This is a genomic window from Pseudomonas sp. WS 5412 (assembly GCF_012985615.1).
Classification (GTDB): Bacteria; Pseudomonadota; Gammaproteobacteria; order Pseudomonadales; family Pseudomonadaceae; genus Aquipseudomonas; species Aquipseudomonas shahriarae.
Window position 1 is genome coordinate 18,231 of sequence record NZ_JAARMB010000030.1, and the last position, 15,323, is coordinate 33,553.

Here is a 15,323-nt window from a genome sequence, read left to right on the forward strand (position 1 = left end):
GTGGCCTGCTCGCGCAGGCCCCTTGCATTACTTGTTGGCCCAAGCGATGAAACGCTCTTCCAGGTCTTCGCCGTGGTCGATCCAGAACTCGGCATCCGTGGCCCGGGCGTTCTTCAGGTTATCCGGTGAAGTCGGCAGTTTGCTGCCCACCGCCTCATCGACCAGTGCCACGGTTTTGGTGTTGCTTGGCCCATAAGGAATGGCCTCGACAAAGTGCTTCTGCTGAACCGGTGCACTGGCAAACGCGATGAAGTTTTCCGCCAGGGCCTTCTTCGGCGAGCCTTTGACGATGGCCCAGTGATCCAGGTCGTACAGGCTGCCATTCCACTGCATTTCAAACGATTGTCCCTCCGCCTGCGCCGAGGTGACACGCCCGTTATAGGCCGAAGTCATCACCACGTCGCCTGCCGCCAGCCATTGCAACGGCTGCGCGCCGGATTCCCACCACTGGATGTCGGGCTTGATCTGATCCAGTTTGCGGAAGGCCCGCTGCACGCCCTCCTCGGTGCCGAGCAAGGTGTAGACATCTTCCTTGGCCACGCCATCGGCCAACAGGGCGAACTCCAGGGTGAACTTGGCGCCACGGCGCAGGCCGCGCTTGCCGGGGTATTTCTTCACGTCCCAGAAATCCGCCCAGCCCTGTGGCGCGCTGGCGAGTTTTTTCGGGTCGTATGTCAGAACGGTAGACCAGATGAAGATACCCACCCCGCAATCGCTGACGGCGGCCGGGATGAAATCTTCTTTCTTGCCGATGCGCGACCAGTCCAATGGCTCGAACAGGCCTTCGCTACAACCGCGCAACAGCTCGGGGGATTCGACCTCGACCACGTCCCAGCTGGTTTTCCCGGTGTCGGCCATGACCCGGATCTTGGCCATTTCGCCGTTGTAGTCATCGGCCGTGATCGCCACTTTCTTTTCCGAGGTGAAGGGTTTGTAGAAGGCTTTTTCCTGGGCCTGGCGGTTGTTGCCGCCGAAGGACACCACGGTCAGTTTTTCAGCGGCGCTCAAAGGGCCGGCAAGCATTCCAAGCATCAGTACAGTTGCGATTTTGCTGTTCATGCGTCTCTCCGAATTCGCTACGTGCGTGAGCGGCAGCTAAGGGATGGCAGGTGGTTTTTTTGTTTTTGGCAGCAATATTTCGGTCAGCGCCGGGTGTCTTGCACCTGGTGGCCGGCGCACGGCGATGATTCCGAGGCGCAGCTCATTAGTAACATATTTAGAATATGATGCATCATAATTTTTACTGGTATAGTCTCACCACTCCACCCCTTCCTCAGGAGCGCCTGCATGACCGAGCAACGAACCCTCCTCCTCACCGGTGCGAGCCGTGGCATCGGCCATGCCACGGTGAAGCACTTCAACGCTGCGGGCTGGCGCGTGTTTACGGCCTCGCGACAGAACTGGACCGAAGGCTGCCCCTGGGCTGAAGGCGAGTTGAACCACATCCACCTGGACCTGGAAGACATCGACGAAGTGCGCCGCAGCCTGCCATTGATCCGGGAGAAACTCGGCGGACGCCTCGATGCCCTGGTGAACAACGCCGGCATTTCACCCAAAGGCGAAGCCGGCGCACGATTGGGCGTGCTGGAATCCGATTACGCCACCTGGCTCAGCGTGTTCAACGTCAACCTGTTTTCCACGGCGTTACTGGCCCAAGGGCTGTTCGATGAGCTCAAGGCGGCGCAAGGCTCGGTGATCAACGTCACCTCGATTGCAGGTTCCAGGGTGCACCCGTTTGCCGGGGTCGCCTACGCCTGCTCGAAAGCTGCACTGGCCGCACTGACGCGGGAAATGGCCCATGATTTCGGGCCACACGGTGTGCGGGTCAATGCGATTGCACCGGGTGAGATCGAGACGTCGATCCTGTCTGCCGGGACCGAACTGATCGTCGATCAGCAGATCCCCATGCACCGCTTGGGCAAGCCGGAAGAAGTCGCATCCCTGGTGCATTTCCTCTGCACCCGAGGCGCGTCGTACATCAACGGTTCGGAGATTCATGTCAACGGTGGTCAGCACGTCTGAAATAATCTGGAAATCCCGGCCGGAAACTTCCATCATTCGGGCCGGGCATCCGCCGCAGATGAGCGATCAATGAGCAACCCCTACCCTATTCAAACCCTCAATCACTCTTACCTGGGCAGTGGCATCTACGAGTTGCTGCGCGAGGCACTGATCACCGGGCGTTTCCAGCCCGATGACCGCCTGCGCATCCGCGACCTGGCCGAACAACTGGGCACCAGCGTCACACCGGTGCGCGACGCGATCCTGCAACTGGCCAAGGAACAGGCGCTGATCCTCAAGACCCCGCGTGACATCCGCGTACCCATCCTCACCGCCGCGCAATACGGCGAGATCCGCAGCATCCGCCTGGCGCTTGAAGGCCTGGCTGCGGAGACGGCCGCCGCGCTGGTGACCGACAGCGAACTCGCAGACCTGCAAGCCTGCATCGAAAACAACATCGCCGCGATCAACGCCCAGGACTTGCAAGCCGCTCTCAAGTGCAATCAGCAATTTCACTACGCGCTGACCACCATCGCGCGCATGCCGGTGCTGGCGGGTTTGCTCGATAGCCTGTGGATGCGCACCGGCCCACTGATCGCCCGTGCCTATGGCAACTTCAACGAGCGCATGGCCATCGACCATCACTGGGAAGTGCTCGACGCACTCAAGCGCCGCGATGGCGCGGCGGCACGGGCGGCCATCTGCCGTGACATTCTCGATGGCAACGAGAAGATGCTCGAGTACATCGAGATGGCGCAGGCGGACTGATTGGCAGTCAATTCGACTGTTGACGAAACATAGATGACCAGTTAGTTTATTAAAACTTTCTCATCACTGGATGTCTCTGTCATGGCTCGCCCGGTCAACCTCGAAGTCAGATCCCGTTTGCTGTCGATTGGCCGCCAGGTGGTTCACAACCGTGGCTTCAACGGCTGCGGCGTCCAGGACATCACCGCCGCTGCCGAGATTCCCAAGGGCTCTTTCTACAACTACTTCGCCAGCAAGGAAGACTTCGCGGCAGAGATCCTCGAGGAATACTGGACCTCGATCGAAACCCGCCACGGGCCGATCTTCTACGACGCCCGGGTCAAGCCGCTGGAGCGCATCGGCCAGTTCTTCCAGGCCCTGGTGCTCGAGCACGGCGAGCATGAATACAGCCTGGGTTGCCTGATTGGCAACCTGTCCCTGGAAATGTCCAATGGCAGCGAACAAACCCGCAAGCGTCTGGCCGATGTGCTGGCGCGCTGGGAAGGTTTGCTCGCGAGCTGCCTGCGTGAAGCGCAGCAGCGCCGCGAACTCTCTGAAACTCACGACGCCGAAGCGCTGGCCAGTGTCATCGTCGAAGGCTGGGAAGGTGCGGTCATGCGCGGCAAGGTCCTGCGCGACGGTGCACCTCTGCAGCGTTTCGTATCGATGGTCTTGCCTCGGCTATTGGAGTGAGTTTTTTTTCCTCATTAATAAGACGACTGGTCATTTATATAAAGCAACATTCACGTCTCATCCACGCAAGCACCCAAGAGGTAAATCGTCATGAGCCATCTGTACGCCGACCCCGCCGAACCCGCACTGCCTGCCACTGGTTTCAAGCTCGACCTGAGCAAAGCCGCCCTGGTGGTCATCGACCCACAGAACGACTTCCTCAGCCCTGCCGGCGCCAGTTGGGCGGTGTTCGGTGAGAGCATCGTCGAGAACAACACCGTCGAAAACCTGGAAAAACTGTTCAAGGCCTTCAAGGCTCACGACCTGCCCGTGGCCGTGTCGCCACACTATTACTACCCGCACGACCACGACTGGCATTTTGGCGGTCCGCTGGAAAAGGTCATGCACAGCATCTGCATGTTCGATCGCAAGGGACCGAACACCCTGGAAAACTTCGAAGGCTCCGGCGCCGATTTCCTCGAGATCTACAAGCCGTACATTCTCGACGGCGAGACCATCATCGCCTCGCCGCACAAGGTCTACGGCCCGGAAACCAACGACCTGGCGCTGCAATTGCGCAAGAAAGGCGTGTCGCAGATCATCCTCGCCGGCATGGCGGCCAACCTTTGCGTGGAATCACACCTGCGCGAACTGCTCGAACAGGGCTTTGAAATAGTCGTGGTACGCGACGCCACCGCCGGCCCGCGCCTGCCGGATGGCGACGGCTACCTGGCGGCCATCATCAATTACCGCTTCCTCGCCCACGGGCTGTGGACCACCGAAGAGACTATCGCGCAACTGCAACCGGCTTGATCGTGCCCGAGCGGCCGGGCATCGCGCCCCCCCGCTCTTTCTCGAGAACCCCCGATGAAAATCCCCGCCCGTTATGAGCATTTCGTTTTCGGCGTCGTTCAATCCGGCCTGACCTGCGCGGTCGCGGCCGCCATCGCCACCACACCCCATGCGCTCGACCTGGCCTTTGCCGGCCGCTGGTTGAACGCGTGGGCGCTGTCGTGGGTATCGATGTTGCCGGTGGTGGTGCTGGCGGCGCCGATGATTCGGCGCGTGGTGAGGCGGATGACGGTGGGCTGAATGACTTGGCTATGACTCACCCAACACACCGCCATCGCGAGCATGCTCGCTCCTACCGGGGGCTTCGGGGCTGCTCGCGACAGGCGCGCAAGCCCGCACCCGACGCACGAAATACTGTGCCCGTTCGCATTTTCGCAATAAACCACTTTTCATCCGCGCATTTGTAGCCGCTTCGTTCACGGACAAGCCGGTACATTAGACCTCCATGGTCCCGCAGAGCGACCGACAACAAAACCTACAGCTCGCCCAAGAAAATCTGCCAACCATTCGGAGTCTTTCCATGAGCACATTGCGCACTACAGCTTTCCAACTCGCGAGTCTGGCCCTGTTCATCGGTAGCGCCACCCAGGCCATGGCCGAGGACATCACGTTCGTATCCCAGGGCGGTGCTTATCAGGAAGCCCAGAGCAAGGCGATCCTGGAGCCTGCGGCGAAAAAGCTCGGTCTGACGCTCAAACAGGACAGCTCGCCCAAGGCCTACCCGATCATCAAGACCCAGGTCGAGAGCGGCAAGGTCACCTGGGACGTGGTGGACCTGCCCACTGGCGACTGCATCCGTGGCGAAGCCGAAGGGCTGTTCGAGAAGCTCGACCTTGCGCTGATTCCCAATGCCGCGCAAATACCCGACAGCCTCAAGGACGAATACAGCGTCGGCTACATCAGCTACTCCACGGTGCTGGCGTATCGCACGGACGCGTTCAAAGGCGCGGACGTACCCAAGACCTGGGCCGACTTCTGGGACACCAAAAAATACCCGGGCCAGCGCTCCCTACGTAACCTGCCACGTCCAACCCTGGAAATCGCGCTGCTGGCCGATGGCGTGCCGATGGACAAGCTCTATCCGCTGGACGTCGATCGCGCCTTCCGCAAGCTTGAGCAGATCAAGCCCGACATCGCCACCTGGTGGACGTCCGGCGGGCAGTCGGCGCAGCTGATCAGCGACGGCGAAGTGGACATGATCCAGGCCTGGAACGGCCGTATCACCGCCGTACAGGCCGCCGGCGCACCCGTGGCATTCGACTACAACCAGGGTGTGCTGGAAACCAACTCGTTGTGCGTCCTCAAAGGCTCGCCGCACAAGGTGGCCGCCATGAAATTCGTCAACGAGGCCATCGATGCCAAACTGCAAGCGGCGTTGCCGATGATCATCGACTACGGCCCGCTCAACCCCGAAGCCTTCAAGACCGGGGTAATCCCGGCCGAGCGCGAGGCCAAGCTGCCTTCCGCACCCGGCAACATCTCGCGCCAGGCCCTGCTCTCGGCGCAATGGTGGGCCTCCGAAGCCGGGGTCAAGGCCGAAGAACGCTGGTTGTCCTTCGTCCAGAAAAAATAGCCATCGGCCGTTGCTGCGCCGCAGGCCAGAGGCCTCGGCGCAGGACATGCCGTCTACCCCCGCGATTTCGACATAAAGCGCTTGCGCACCGGTCAATTGCGTCCACTTCATTCGTTGGCATCCCGGTACATTAGGCCTGAGGGTCCCGCAGAGTGACCTGTGCAGACAACTCGCGCTCGCCTCAAGTACCTGCCCACCATTGGGAGTTCTTCACATGACATTACCCGAGCACCGCACCCTGCTGTCCGCCAGGACGACTGCCACCGCCAGCGCTACCCGTCAGTGCTGGATACCCTCCAGCACTGCGCAGTGACGAGAGGTCATCATGTCCAACGCCTATCTCGCCAAATCCATGCCCGACTCCAGCGACCAGCAGCACCAGCCGCCCATGACCAGCGAAGACGCCCTGGCCCGTGAAGAACGCAAGGAGCACACCTCCATGCTGTTGCTGCTCACCCCGGCGCTGGTCATGGTCGTGGTGCTGTTGATCATGCCGCTGTGCTGGCTGGCCTTTCAGTCGGTCCAGACCGAGGAAGGGTTTTCCCTGGCCAACTACATCCGGATTTTCCAGGAAAGCATTTACTGGGACACCTTCGCCCTGACCTTCAAGATCAGTTTCCTGGTGACGATCCTGTCGATCGTCATGGGCTTCCCCATTGCCTACGCCGCTTCGCGCCTGCAGGGTTTCTGGGCCAACCTGATTCTGATCTGCGTGATCCTGCCGTTCTGGACCAGCGTGCTGGTGCGGGCCTATGCCTGGCTGGTGCTCCTGCAACGCCGCGGACTGGTCAATCAGACGCTGATGGACCTTGGCATCATCGACCAACCCCTGACGCTGATGCACAACACCACTGGCACGGTAATCGGCACCCTGCACGTCATGCTGCCCTTTATGGTCCTGCCGCTGTATTCGGTGATGAAAAAAATCCCCCAGGACCTCATGCAAGCGTCCGAGAGCCTTGGCGCCAAACCCTTCTACACCTTCCGCCGGGTCTTCCTGCCGATGGCAGCGCCGGGGGTCATGGCCGGTTCCATCCTGGTGTTCGTCATCTGCCTAGGCTTCTTCATCACCCCGGAACTGCTCGGCGGTGGCCGCACGATCCTGGTGTCGATGCTGGTGCAACGCAACGTCGAGCTCTATCACGCCTGGGGCGCAGCCAGCGCAGTCGGCCTGGTGCTGCTGTTTGTGGTGTTCCTGATCTTCTGGGGCATCAATCGCTTCATCCCCATCGAACGCATCCTGGGAGCGCGCTAAATGAACCTGCTTGCCAACCTGCGTCACCTTCGCCTGTCCCACGTGCTGTTCACGGTGCTGGTCGCGGCGATCCTGCTGTACCTGATCATCCCGGTGCTGATCGTGGTACCCATGTCGTTCTCCGAGGCGCGCTTCCTGCAATTCCCTCCCAAGCAATGGTCCTTCCACTGGTACGAGGCGTTCTTCAACAGCGTGGAGTGGATGTCGGCGGCGCGGGTCAGTCTGATCACGGCATTTTTCACCATGGCCATCAGCCTGCCGATTGGTATGGCGGCCGCCTACGCCATCAACAACTCCAGCCTGAAGGTGGTGCGTACGCTGCAGATCATCCTGCTGCTGCCGATGATGGTGCCCATCATCCTGATCGCCGCCGGCGTGTTCTTCGTTTACGCCCGGGTCGGCCTGATCAGCACGCTGACCGGCCTGGTGCTGGCGCACATCATGCTCGCCTTGCCCTACGTGATCATCGCGCTGCTGGCCGGTCTGCGTAACTTCGACATGTCCCAGGAAATGGTGGCGCGCAGCCTGGGCATGAACCGCTTTCGCGCCTTCATGGCCGTGACCCTGCCGCAGATCAAGCCCAGTGTGGTCTCGGCGACACTGTTCGCCTTCATCACCTCGCTGGATGAAACTGTGGTGGCGCTGTTCATCTCCGGCGGCGACAACCAGACTCTGACCAAGCGCATGTTCACGGCGCTGCGCGACGAGATCGATCCGACCATTGCCGCTATCAGTTCGATCCTGATCCTGGCGTCGCTGATCCTGGTGGTGATTGCCGGTCGCAACAAACAATAACCAACAACGCACTCCCCCTCTGCAAACACACTTGCCCGCCATTGCGGGCAAGTGTGTTTTTGCGTCCTGACCACGCACGCCCATGCCGACGTGCAGCCCAGCACAGCCTGCCGTCACACGGCTTAATTCAGCATCTATCACCCGTGTCCAGGCCCATCTCGGGGGAACCGCAGAATTCGGAAAAAATCGTACGCTAAGCTAACGGTGTTCTCGTGACAGCTCTTTGACTAGGCTTTCTAAGGCCATTCTGATAGCCCTGACTTCCTGAAAAGCCATGGCTAAAATTTGTGCGGCTAAAAGGGATAACCGATGGTAAAGTAAGTTATCCCTGTCGAGATACTGAAAAGCGTTATCCTCGTTTTTCCCAAAACTGTTTTGCCAGTTCGCTCAGAGCGCTAGTTAACTGAGCGACAGATTTCGCACTTTGCAAATTATTCTGCCCGGTCTGTACATTGGTATCAGCAGCATCGCGTATATTGATAATACTGCGGTTTATGTCTTCACTTACTGCTCCCTGCTGCTCGACCGCAGTCGCTATTTGCGCGTTCATGTCGGTAATTTCGTTAACGCGTTGGCCAATTCCATCAAGAGCTGTAGCTGCTTCCTCTGCGTGAGCTACACTCGTGTGCGCTTGCCGACTACTTTGCTCCATGACTGTAACAGCGGATTGCGCTCGCTCTTGTAGAGCGCTGATCATGCTTTGAATATCCGTTGTCGATTGCTGTGTGCGAGCAGCAAGACTGCGAACCTCATCGGCGACAACAGCAAAACCACGCCCCTGCTCACCAGCACGCGCGGCCTCAATTGCTGCGTTGAGTGCCAACAAATTCGTTTGCTCGGCGATCCCTCGTATAACGTCAAGAACTTTTGATATCTCGTTACTTTGACCTTCAAGCTCATGAATAACCTGAGCGGCTTGCCTAATTTCACCTTCAAGGGCAGTGATTGACTGGCTTGTGTGGGCTACCAGACGCTGGCCAGATGCCGTCTCAGTGTCTGCTCTTCCGGCCGCATCTGCAGCATGCTGTGCATTGCTCGCAACCTCTTGAATGCTTGCCGCCATTTGGTTTACTGCCGTTGCTATTTGATCTGTCTCTGCCTGCTGCTCAACTGTAAGTACATTGCTTGACTCAATATCCTTTAGTAGGCCTCGGGTGTGTTCGCTAAGCCGATTTGATGCATCACCTATGCGACCTACTATGGCGCCTGTTTCAGCTTGCATCATTCGTAAAGCAAACTCTATTTGGCCAAACTCATCGGTGCGCCCAGTGTAGAGGGATTGACTTAATGGGTTATTGGAAATATTCCTGGCTCTTTCAACCAGTCTTCCAAGAGGAGAGAGAATAGCCAAAACACTAACAGAGCTTAAGCTTCCTGACATTAAAGTGGGCGGTTACAGGAGCTGAGTGCAACACGGTTATTGAATTGAAGCTGGAGCATCATGCCGCATAGCCATAGCTTCCTGCATCACCTCGTCCATAACCTCGATCGGACACTTGAAGTCGAAGCGCTTACGGGGGCGCATGTTCAGTTGCAGTGCGATGGCATCCAGTTCCTCCTGGCTATGCACCGACAAGTCCGTGCCTTTGGGCAGGTACTGGCGGATCAGGCCATTGATGTTTTCGTTACTGCCGCGCTGCCAAGGGCTGTGCGGGTCGCAGAAGTAAATCGCCACCCCGGTCTGCTGGGTGATTTCAGCATGCCGCGCCATTTCTCGGCCCTGGTCGTAGGTCATGCTCTTGCGCATCGCCAGCGGCATGCCATTGAGCGCTGCACTGAAGCCTTCCATCGCCGAGGTCGCCGTCGCGTCGTTCATCTTCACCAGCATCAGGTAGCCACTGGTGCGCTCCACCAGCGTACCTACAGACGAGGCGTTGGCCTTGCCCTTGATCAGGTCGCCTTCCCAATGCCCTGGCATCAGTCGGTCTTCGATCTCCGGCGGACGTACATGAATACTGACCCTCTCAGGGATCTGACCGCGCCGATCCACGCCGCCAGAGCGCGGCCTGCGCATCGTCTTGCTTTGGCGCAGGCAGATGATCAGCTCTTTACGCAGCTCGCCGACTGGCAAGGCATAGATCGCGTTATAGATCGTCTCGCGACAGACGTAGGCATCTCTGAGGCTGGGAATATTCATGCTGCGCAGCTTGCCGGCAATCTGCTCGGGAGACAAACGCTCACGCAGCATATGCGCCACCAATTCGAAGCGCTCGCTACCCGGCAACAGCTTTTGCTTCGGTCGACACACCTGACGGCGGGCCTGCATCTGCTGCTGGGCCACGCGGGCCGAGTAGCCGCCACAGGCATCTCGATTGCGGCGCAGCTCCCGGCTGATGGTCGAAGGGGATCGGTTGATCAAGCAGGCAATCCCGCGCAGGCTGAAACCTTGGGCATGACCGATTTGAATGGTGGCGCGCTCTTCAACGCTGAGTTCGGAATAAGACATAGGGACAGCACCGTACCGGAAAGGTCAGGTGTTGCACTCAGTTTTCGCCGCCGCCCCCTTATTATCACTGCGAGGTGAATAGCTTTTCTGCCAATTGATTATGCCAATGCGATTCTCTTCGCCGAAGATTTCGTCCATGAGCATGCCAAGTCTAAATAGTTCCCTATGATCAATACAGATAGCCATAACCCCGCCTGGGGTTAGCATCTCACGCATCATCCAGATTCTGGGTGTCATGAAGCGCAACCATTTGCTGTGCTTGGACCCATCATCTTTAGGAACTACATCGCCGAGATCTGGATCGTTTGGATCCTTGTCCCACTTGTCGTTATAGCGGAAGTCCTCGCCGGTGTTGTACGGCGGGTCTGTTACTACAAGATCAACTTGACCACGATATTTATAGAGCGTGACCATCGCAGAAAGGTTTTCACCGTCCCAGATCTCATTCTCTGACTGGGCGGTTTCCTCTCCAAAGGATACTTTCTTGATAATACGATGCAGCTTCGGCTTGACCTGGCGGATGATCTGCCAGGGAGCAGCCCGCCCGGTGTAACTCATAACGATGCCATTCTTGCCAGCATCGGCAAGCGCCGCATCATGCTCCTGCAGCATACGGACCAAGGCGGCCCTCGGCAGTTGTTCGTAATCCATGCTTGCCCCTTGAATTCGTGCGGCGGCACCGAAAAGCTGAAAATTCTAGTACCGCTCGTGGATGCTTCACCATCCCTAGGGTGGCGAGTGTACTTGTGAACGTATTGATTTGGCTGTTAAACCGTTGAAAAAGACGGATCAACTGAGTTCCAAACGGGCTGCGTACTGGCTGGCAGATGCGAATCCGGCGCACGCCGCTCCCTTCTGGGCTCAAGCCCGCGAAGCGGGCATAAAGAACCCGGCCGAGGCCGGGATCCTTATGGGCTTATGGGCCGGCGTATTGGTCTGCCCAGTCCAAAGCCGGTGCCACGGGAGCTTGCACCTCCTGAGGCCAGGTTTTGGAGCCCACTGCAAATCGCCCGTAACCCATTAAAAGATAGCTGGGCATCCGACGAAAAGAGCACCAAGGCACCATTACCCTTGAGCTACAGCGCCGCTACGGGGCACCAGTTTGATTTCAACGCGGCGATTTTGGGCGCGACCCTCGGCGGTGTCGTTGGGGGCAATGGGCGAGCTGGAGCCTGCACCAAAGGTTTGCAGGCGCGAAGGATCGACGCCATTGCTGCGCAAAGAGAAAAAGGGGACTGATTTATGTGCGCCAGGCAAAGCTTGGTCGCCTGGGAATGACGGCGCAAGCCGTCACGAAATGGCGTAAGAAACCCAGCGGGTATGACCCCCGCCCGGTAAAGGTTAGCCACCGACCGGAAGCGAGTCTTGCGTGGTGACCGGGTAACCGGCGCTGCGAAGCGTAGACAGCAGAAAAGGGGATTTATTTTCCCTACTCTAAAACGGCCGCTGTTGGCCGATTGCTGCCTGTCGTGGACGACCGTTTAACTTCAAAGCCTGACTGGATTGCAAACTGCTGACACGCGTAGATTCTGTTTTCGACTCGTTTAATGCCGTCGATGCCAGGCCATAAACAGAGAGGAAACAACCGCTCGAAAATTCGAGCCATAGACTCTAGAGCCAGTGGGTAGTCGGAGTCATGTTCCTGCAACCATCAAATCCAGATTCTGCACCGCCGCTCCAGCGGCTCCCTTCCCAAGATTGTCAAACACCGCAGCCAACAAAACCTGCCCCGTCTCATCATTTTCACACACCACCAATCGCAAACTATCAGTCCCGTTAAGCGCCTGAGGATCAAGGCACGTCAACCCTTTGGCCTCCTGCATCGACATCACCTGTACATGGTCCGCATCGACGTAGTGCTGCATAAGACACGCATGCAACCGCACCGCATCCACGCCCGGCGCCAACAAGCGAAGTTGCAACGGTATGGTCAGCACGATCCCCTGCCGAAAAGCCCCATAAGCCGGCACAAACATCGGCCGCTCCATCAGACCGCTTTGCTGCTGAATCTCCGGAATATGTTTGTGTGCCAGCCCCAGACCATAAACCTGAAACGCGGGCGCCTGTGATGCGCCCTCTCCCTCATGCTCTTGCACGCCAACGCGCCCTTTTCCGGAATAGCCCGACACAGCATGAATGTTCGTCGGATAGTCCCTGGGCAGCAACCCGGCCTCCAGCAATGGGCGCAGCAGCCCTATCGCCCCCGTGGGATAGCAACCGGGATTGCTGACCCGCCGTGCCGTGGCGATGCGTTGGGCCTGCTGCGAGTTCATCTCCGCGAAACCATAGGTCCAGTCTGGATGGGTGCGGTGCGCCGAACTCGCATCGATCACCCGAACGGCGGGGTTTTCGATGCTCGCTACAGCGTCGCGTGCGGCTTGGTCGGGCAAGCAGAGAATCGCGATGTCGCAGGCGTTGATGATTTCGGCGCGACGTTGCGGATCCTTGCGATGTTCGGGGCTGAGCGTGATAAGCCGCAGATCGGTCCGGTCGCGTAGACGTTGATGGATTTGCAACCCGGTGGTGCCTTGGTCGCCGTCGATGAATATAAGAGGACTTGCCATGGAATGCTCTCGGACATAGGAAATCAGGAGTTCCAATCTTCAGTGAGGGGCTAAGATAGGAAAAGTTGAATTTCTAAACGATGAAATTCAGCTTTTCTGAACAAGGAGTGACTCATGCGCGAAATCAGCCTGGACCGTCTGCGCACGTTGGTGGCCATTGCCGACCTGGGTTCGTTTGCCGAGGCGGCCCGTGTGCTGCACCTCGCGCCACCCACGGTCAGTTTGCATATTGCCGACCTGGAGTCGCGGGTTGGCGGAAAGCTGTTGTCGCGCACACGTGGGCGCATTCAGCCTTCGGCGATTGGAGAAACGCTGGTGGAGCGCGCGCGGCGCCTGTTGGCGGATGCGGAGCAGGCGCTTGAGGACGTGGAGCGTCAGGTGCAGGGCTTGGCCGGGCGTGTGCGGCTGGGTGCCTCCACAGGGGCCATCGCACAGTTGATGCCGCAAGCTTTGGAGACGTTGGGCCAACGCCATCCCGCTATCGATGTGCAGGTCGCGGTGCTCACGTCGCAGGAAACTTTGAAGAAGCTTGCCGAGGGCTCTTTGGAGATCGGTCTGGTCGCGCTGCCACAGACCCCGGTGAAGGAATTGCGGATCGAGCCATGGCGGCGGGACCCGGTCATGGCCTTCTTGCCGGCTCGCTGGGAATGCCCGGATGTTGTGACCCCCGGTTGGCTGGCCGCCCAGCCATTAATTCTGAATGACAAAACTACTCGGCTTTCGCGCTTGACCTCGGAGTGGTTCGCCAGTGATGGACGGCAGCCCACGCCGCGTATTCAACTGAACTACAACGATGCGATCAAAAGCCTAGTGGCGGCCGGTTATGGTGCGACGTTGTTGCCGCATGAAGCCTCCACGCCATTGCCCGATACCAGGATCGTCATGCGGCCATTACAGCCCTTATTGTGGCGTCAACTTGGTATTGCCCACCGTGGTGGGGACGTCGAGCGGCCTACGCAACATGTGCTGGATGTGTTGTGGGGGTTGAGTGCGGGCTAGGGCGATGTTGTCAGAGAAAGGACCGCTTTCGACCCGGTCATACGGTGATTGAGGTCCCAGGCGTCAGCTACCGCACCTGAAGCCGTCGTTCATCGCTCCAAAGCCGGTGCCTGTCTCCGTTCGCCCAGGCCAGGGTGTCGTAGTACTTGTGCAGCAGCTCGGTAATGGCGGCGGTGTCGTCGGTCATGGGGTTTCCTTGGGGTTGGCGGTGAGGACTGCCTGGACGCGTGCTTGCAGCGCGGGCAGCACGTCTTGTTGGAACCAGGGGTTGCGCACCAGCCAGCGATTGTTGCGCGGGCTAGGGTGAGGCAGGGGGAACGCTTGCGGCCAGTGCTCGCGCCAGGCTTCGACCACCCGGGTGAGCGGCGTCTTGCCAGTACCGAGGTGGTAGTCCATGGCGTAGCTGCCCAGCACGATGACCAGCGACAGGCGCTCGAAACGCTGCATGAAGGCTTCGCGCCAGGCGGGGGGCGCACTCCGGGCGTAGCGGCAGGTCACCGCTTTTGCCGGTGCCCGGATAACAGAAGCCCATGGGCAGAATGGCGATGCGGGTAGGGTCGTAGAAGGTGTCGCGGTCCACGCCCAGCCAGGCGCGCAGACGCGCGCCGCTGGCGTCGTCGAAGGGCACGCCTGAGGCATGGACCCGGGCCCCCGGTGCTTGGCCGGCGATGAGGATGGGCGCACTCGGGTGAAACTGGAAGACCGGCTGCACGCCGTGTGGCAGATGCGGTGCGCAGCGCGTGCAGGCGCGGACGTCGGTCAGAAAGGCGTCGAGTGTCGGCATGGCGCGCTTCCGGAAAGGGTGGCTCGCGCAGGACGGAGGTGCCATCCTGCGCGAAGCGTAACCCGGCAGCAAGTCAGTGCTGGGTCAGTGTCGGATAGCCCTGGATGAATACGCGGTCGGTCTTGGCCGCCGGCACATGGCAGCCCATGCAGTCGGCTTCGTAGCTGACGGCGACATTCTTGGCGGGGGCGTCGGCCTTGAACAGCGCCCAGCCCCAGCCGTCGCCCCACAAGGGGTTGCTGGCGAAACGGCCTTTGGCGTCCTTGACCATCACGAACCACACGGCCGCATCGGAACCCCAGACCACAGGGTTGCCAGTGGTCATGGCGCTGGTTTCGAGCTTGCGGATCTCTTTCACCAGCGTGGCGCCGTCCAAGAACTTGCCGGTCTTGCGGTAGTGCTCGGCCGAGGCCTTTTCGGTGTACACATCGTGCAAGCCGCGAGAGGCGGATTTTTCGTCCAACACCGCATATGAGCCCAGGTGGACGAAGTTTGTGCGGAAGTCTGTGGGGCGGCTGATGCCGCCCTGGCTGTCCACATAGGGCGAAAAGTCGCCGGCCGTGACGGCCAGTGGCAGGACGAGGGCGCTGGCGAGCAGAGCGCCGGTGAGTGCGATTTTCATCGTGTTCTCCTTA

17 protein-coding genes and 1 pseudogene are annotated in these 15,323 nt (G+C 59.3%); 9 read left to right on the forward strand and 9 right to left on the reverse strand.

What is annotated here, in order from left to right:
• Positions 1–27: 27 nt before the first annotated feature.
• Positions 28–1,059 carry an ABC transporter substrate-binding protein gene (locus HBR94_RS26430; protein WP_016487048.1) on the reverse strand — a complete coding sequence of 344 codons (1,032 nt, stop codon included), beginning with the start codon at positions 1,057–1,059 and terminating at the stop codon, positions 28–30.
• Positions 1,060–1,287: 228 nt separating this feature from the next.
• Here HBR94_RS26430 and HBR94_RS26435 point away from each other — a divergent pair, with 228 nt between their 5' ends.
• The 8 genes from HBR94_RS26435 to HBR94_RS26470 all read left to right on the forward strand — a co-directional run bounded on the left by HBR94_RS26435 (position 1,288) and on the right by HBR94_RS26470 (position 7,895).
• Positions 1,288–2,022, forward strand: a complete 735-nt coding sequence (locus HBR94_RS26435; RefSeq protein ID WP_016487047.1) for an SDR family oxidoreductase — start codon at positions 1,288–1,290, stop codon at positions 2,020–2,022.
• 69 nt (positions 2,023–2,091) lie between these two features.
• The gene (locus HBR94_RS26440; RefSeq protein ID WP_016487046.1) at positions 2,092–2,769 is read left to right on the forward strand and encodes a GntR family transcriptional regulator; all 678 of its coding nucleotides are present in this window, start codon (positions 2,092–2,094) and stop codon (positions 2,767–2,769) included.
• Between the two features lie 81 nt (positions 2,770–2,850).
• Positions 2,851–3,441, forward strand: a complete 591-nt coding sequence (locus HBR94_RS26445) for a TetR/AcrR family transcriptional regulator (protein ID WP_003465041.1) — start codon at positions 2,851–2,853, stop codon at positions 3,439–3,441.
• A 90-nt stretch (positions 3,442–3,531) separates the two neighbouring features.
• On the forward strand, positions 3,532–4,233 hold the full coding sequence (locus HBR94_RS26450; protein ID WP_003465039.1) for a cysteine hydrolase: 702 nt from the start codon (positions 3,532–3,534) through the stop codon (positions 4,231–4,233).
• A gap of 54 nt (positions 4,234–4,287) precedes the next feature.
• A complete protein-coding gene (locus HBR94_RS26455; RefSeq protein ID WP_003465037.1) occupies positions 4,288–4,512 on the forward strand; it encodes a DUF2798 domain-containing protein in 225 nt (74 codons plus the stop codon).
• Between the two features lie 280 nt (positions 4,513–4,792).
• On the forward strand, positions 4,793–5,845 hold the full coding sequence (locus tag HBR94_RS26460; RefSeq protein WP_003465034.1) for an ABC transporter substrate-binding protein: 1,053 nt from the start codon (positions 4,793–4,795) through the stop codon (positions 5,843–5,845).
• A gap of 325 nt (positions 5,846–6,170) precedes the next feature.
• A complete protein-coding gene (locus HBR94_RS26465; protein WP_003465031.1) occupies positions 6,171–7,100 on the forward strand; it encodes an ABC transporter permease in 930 nt (309 codons plus the stop codon).
• Positions 7,101–7,895 carry an ABC transporter permease gene (locus tag HBR94_RS26470; RefSeq protein ID WP_003465028.1) on the forward strand — a complete coding sequence of 265 codons (795 nt, stop codon included), beginning with the start codon at positions 7,101–7,103 and terminating at the stop codon, positions 7,893–7,895.
• A gap of 349 nt (positions 7,896–8,244) precedes the next feature.
• Here the strand turns inward: HBR94_RS26470 and HBR94_RS26475 are convergent, their stop codons facing one another.
• The 5 genes and pseudogenes from HBR94_RS26475 to argC form a co-directional block, all read right to left on the reverse strand.
• A complete protein-coding gene (locus tag HBR94_RS26475) occupies positions 8,245–9,276 on the reverse strand; it encodes a HAMP domain-containing methyl-accepting chemotaxis protein (RefSeq protein ID WP_073454648.1) in 1,032 nt (343 codons plus the stop codon).
• Between the two features lie 36 nt (positions 9,277–9,312).
• A complete protein-coding gene (locus HBR94_RS26480; protein WP_003465026.1) occupies positions 9,313–10,341 on the reverse strand; it encodes an IS30 family transposase in 1,029 nt (342 codons plus the stop codon).
• A gap of 24 nt (positions 10,342–10,365) precedes the next feature.
• A complete protein-coding gene (locus HBR94_RS26485; protein ID WP_003465024.1) occupies positions 10,366–10,992 on the reverse strand; it encodes a DNA methyltransferase in 627 nt (208 codons plus the stop codon).
• 414 nt (positions 10,993–11,406) lie between these two features.
• Positions 11,407–11,562 (reverse strand): annotated as a pseudogene (locus tag HBR94_RS28835) (OmpA family protein); the annotation flags it as partial.
• A 413-nt stretch (positions 11,563–11,975) separates the two neighbouring features.
• Complete coding sequence (gene argC / locus HBR94_RS26490) at positions 11,976–12,905, reverse strand: N-acetyl-gamma-glutamyl-phosphate reductase (protein ID WP_003465021.1); 930 nt, start codon at positions 12,903–12,905, stop codon at positions 11,976–11,978.
• Between the two features lie 114 nt (positions 12,906–13,019).
• On the opposite strand from argC, the gene HBR94_RS26495 reads away from it, so the two are divergent.
• On the forward strand, positions 13,020–13,904 hold the full coding sequence (locus HBR94_RS26495; protein WP_003465017.1) for a LysR family transcriptional regulator: 885 nt from the start codon (positions 13,020–13,022) through the stop codon (positions 13,902–13,904).
• 183 nt (positions 13,905–14,087) lie between these two features.
• On the opposite strand, the gene HBR94_RS28485 is transcribed toward HBR94_RS26495, so the two are convergent.
• From HBR94_RS28485 to HBR94_RS26505, 3 genes are read right to left on the reverse strand one after another with little or no spacing between them, the layout of a single operon-like run.
• Positions 14,088–14,300 carry a hypothetical protein gene (locus tag HBR94_RS28485; RefSeq protein WP_223866296.1) on the reverse strand — a complete coding sequence of 71 codons (213 nt, stop codon included), beginning with the start codon at positions 14,298–14,300 and terminating at the stop codon, positions 14,088–14,090.
• Positions 14,203–14,733, reverse strand: a complete 531-nt coding sequence (locus HBR94_RS28840) for a uracil-DNA glycosylase family protein (RefSeq protein WP_077203601.1) — start codon at positions 14,731–14,733, stop codon at positions 14,203–14,205. Before HBR94_RS28840 ends, HBR94_RS28485 begins: the two co-directional genes overlap by 98 nt.
• 28 nt (positions 14,734–14,761) lie before the next feature.
• Positions 14,762–15,310, reverse strand: coding sequence for a cytochrome P460 family protein (locus HBR94_RS26505; RefSeq protein ID WP_003465000.1), 549 nt, complete (start codon positions 15,308–15,310; stop codon positions 14,762–14,764).
• Positions 15,311–15,323 lie beyond the last annotated feature (13 nt).

What these genes read in the sequence shown, in the direction of transcription:
- HBR94_RS26430 (WP_016487048.1), bottom strand. Translation starts at nt 1,059, where the DNA reads ATGAACAGCAAAATCGCAACTGTACTGATGCTTGGAATGCTTGCCGGC.
- HBR94_RS26435 (WP_016487047.1), top strand. Translation starts at nt 1,288, where the DNA reads ATGACCGAGCAACGAACCCTCCTCCTCACCGGTGCGAGCCGTGGCATC.
- HBR94_RS26440 (WP_016487046.1), top strand. Translation starts at nt 2,092, where the DNA reads ATGAGCAACCCCTACCCTATTCAAACCCTCAATCACTCTTACCTGGGC.
- HBR94_RS26445 (WP_003465041.1), top strand. Translation starts at nt 2,851, where the DNA reads ATGGCTCGCCCGGTCAACCTCGAAGTCAGATCCCGTTTGCTGTCGATT.
- HBR94_RS26450 (WP_003465039.1), top strand. Translation starts at nt 3,532, where the DNA reads ATGAGCCATCTGTACGCCGACCCCGCCGAACCCGCACTGCCTGCCACT.
- HBR94_RS26455 (WP_003465037.1), top strand. Translation starts at nt 4,288, where the DNA reads ATGAAAATCCCCGCCCGTTATGAGCATTTCGTTTTCGGCGTCGTTCAA.
- HBR94_RS26460 (WP_003465034.1), top strand. Translation starts at nt 4,793, where the DNA reads ATGAGCACATTGCGCACTACAGCTTTCCAACTCGCGAGTCTGGCCCTG.
- HBR94_RS26465 (WP_003465031.1), top strand. Translation starts at nt 6,171, where the DNA reads ATGTCCAACGCCTATCTCGCCAAATCCATGCCCGACTCCAGCGACCAG.
- HBR94_RS26470 (WP_003465028.1), top strand. Translation starts at nt 7,101, where the DNA reads ATGAACCTGCTTGCCAACCTGCGTCACCTTCGCCTGTCCCACGTGCTG.
- HBR94_RS26475 (WP_073454648.1), bottom strand. Translation starts at nt 9,276, where the DNA reads ATGTCAGGAAGCTTAAGCTCTGTTAGTGTTTTGGCTATTCTCTCTCCT.
- HBR94_RS26480 (WP_003465026.1), bottom strand. Translation starts at nt 10,341, where the DNA reads ATGTCTTATTCCGAACTCAGCGTTGAAGAGCGCGCCACCATTCAAATC.
- HBR94_RS26485 (WP_003465024.1), bottom strand. Translation starts at nt 10,992, where the DNA reads ATGGATTACGAACAACTGCCGAGGGCCGCCTTGGTCCGTATGCTGCAG.
- argC (WP_003465021.1), bottom strand. Translation starts at nt 12,905, where the DNA reads ATGGCAAGTCCTCTTATATTCATCGACGGCGACCAAGGCACCACCGGG.
- HBR94_RS26495 (WP_003465017.1), top strand. Translation starts at nt 13,020, where the DNA reads ATGCGCGAAATCAGCCTGGACCGTCTGCGCACGTTGGTGGCCATTGCC.
- HBR94_RS28485 (WP_223866296.1), bottom strand. Translation starts at nt 14,300, where the DNA reads ATGGACTACCACCTCGGTACTGGCAAGACGCCGCTCACCCGGGTGGTC.
- HBR94_RS28840 (WP_077203601.1), bottom strand. Translation starts at nt 14,733, where the DNA reads ATGGCACCTCCGTCCTGCGCGAGCCACCCTTTCCGGAAGCGCGCCATG.
- HBR94_RS26505 (WP_003465000.1), bottom strand. Translation starts at nt 15,310, where the DNA reads ATGAAAATCGCACTCACCGGCGCTCTGCTCGCCAGCGCCCTCGTCCTG.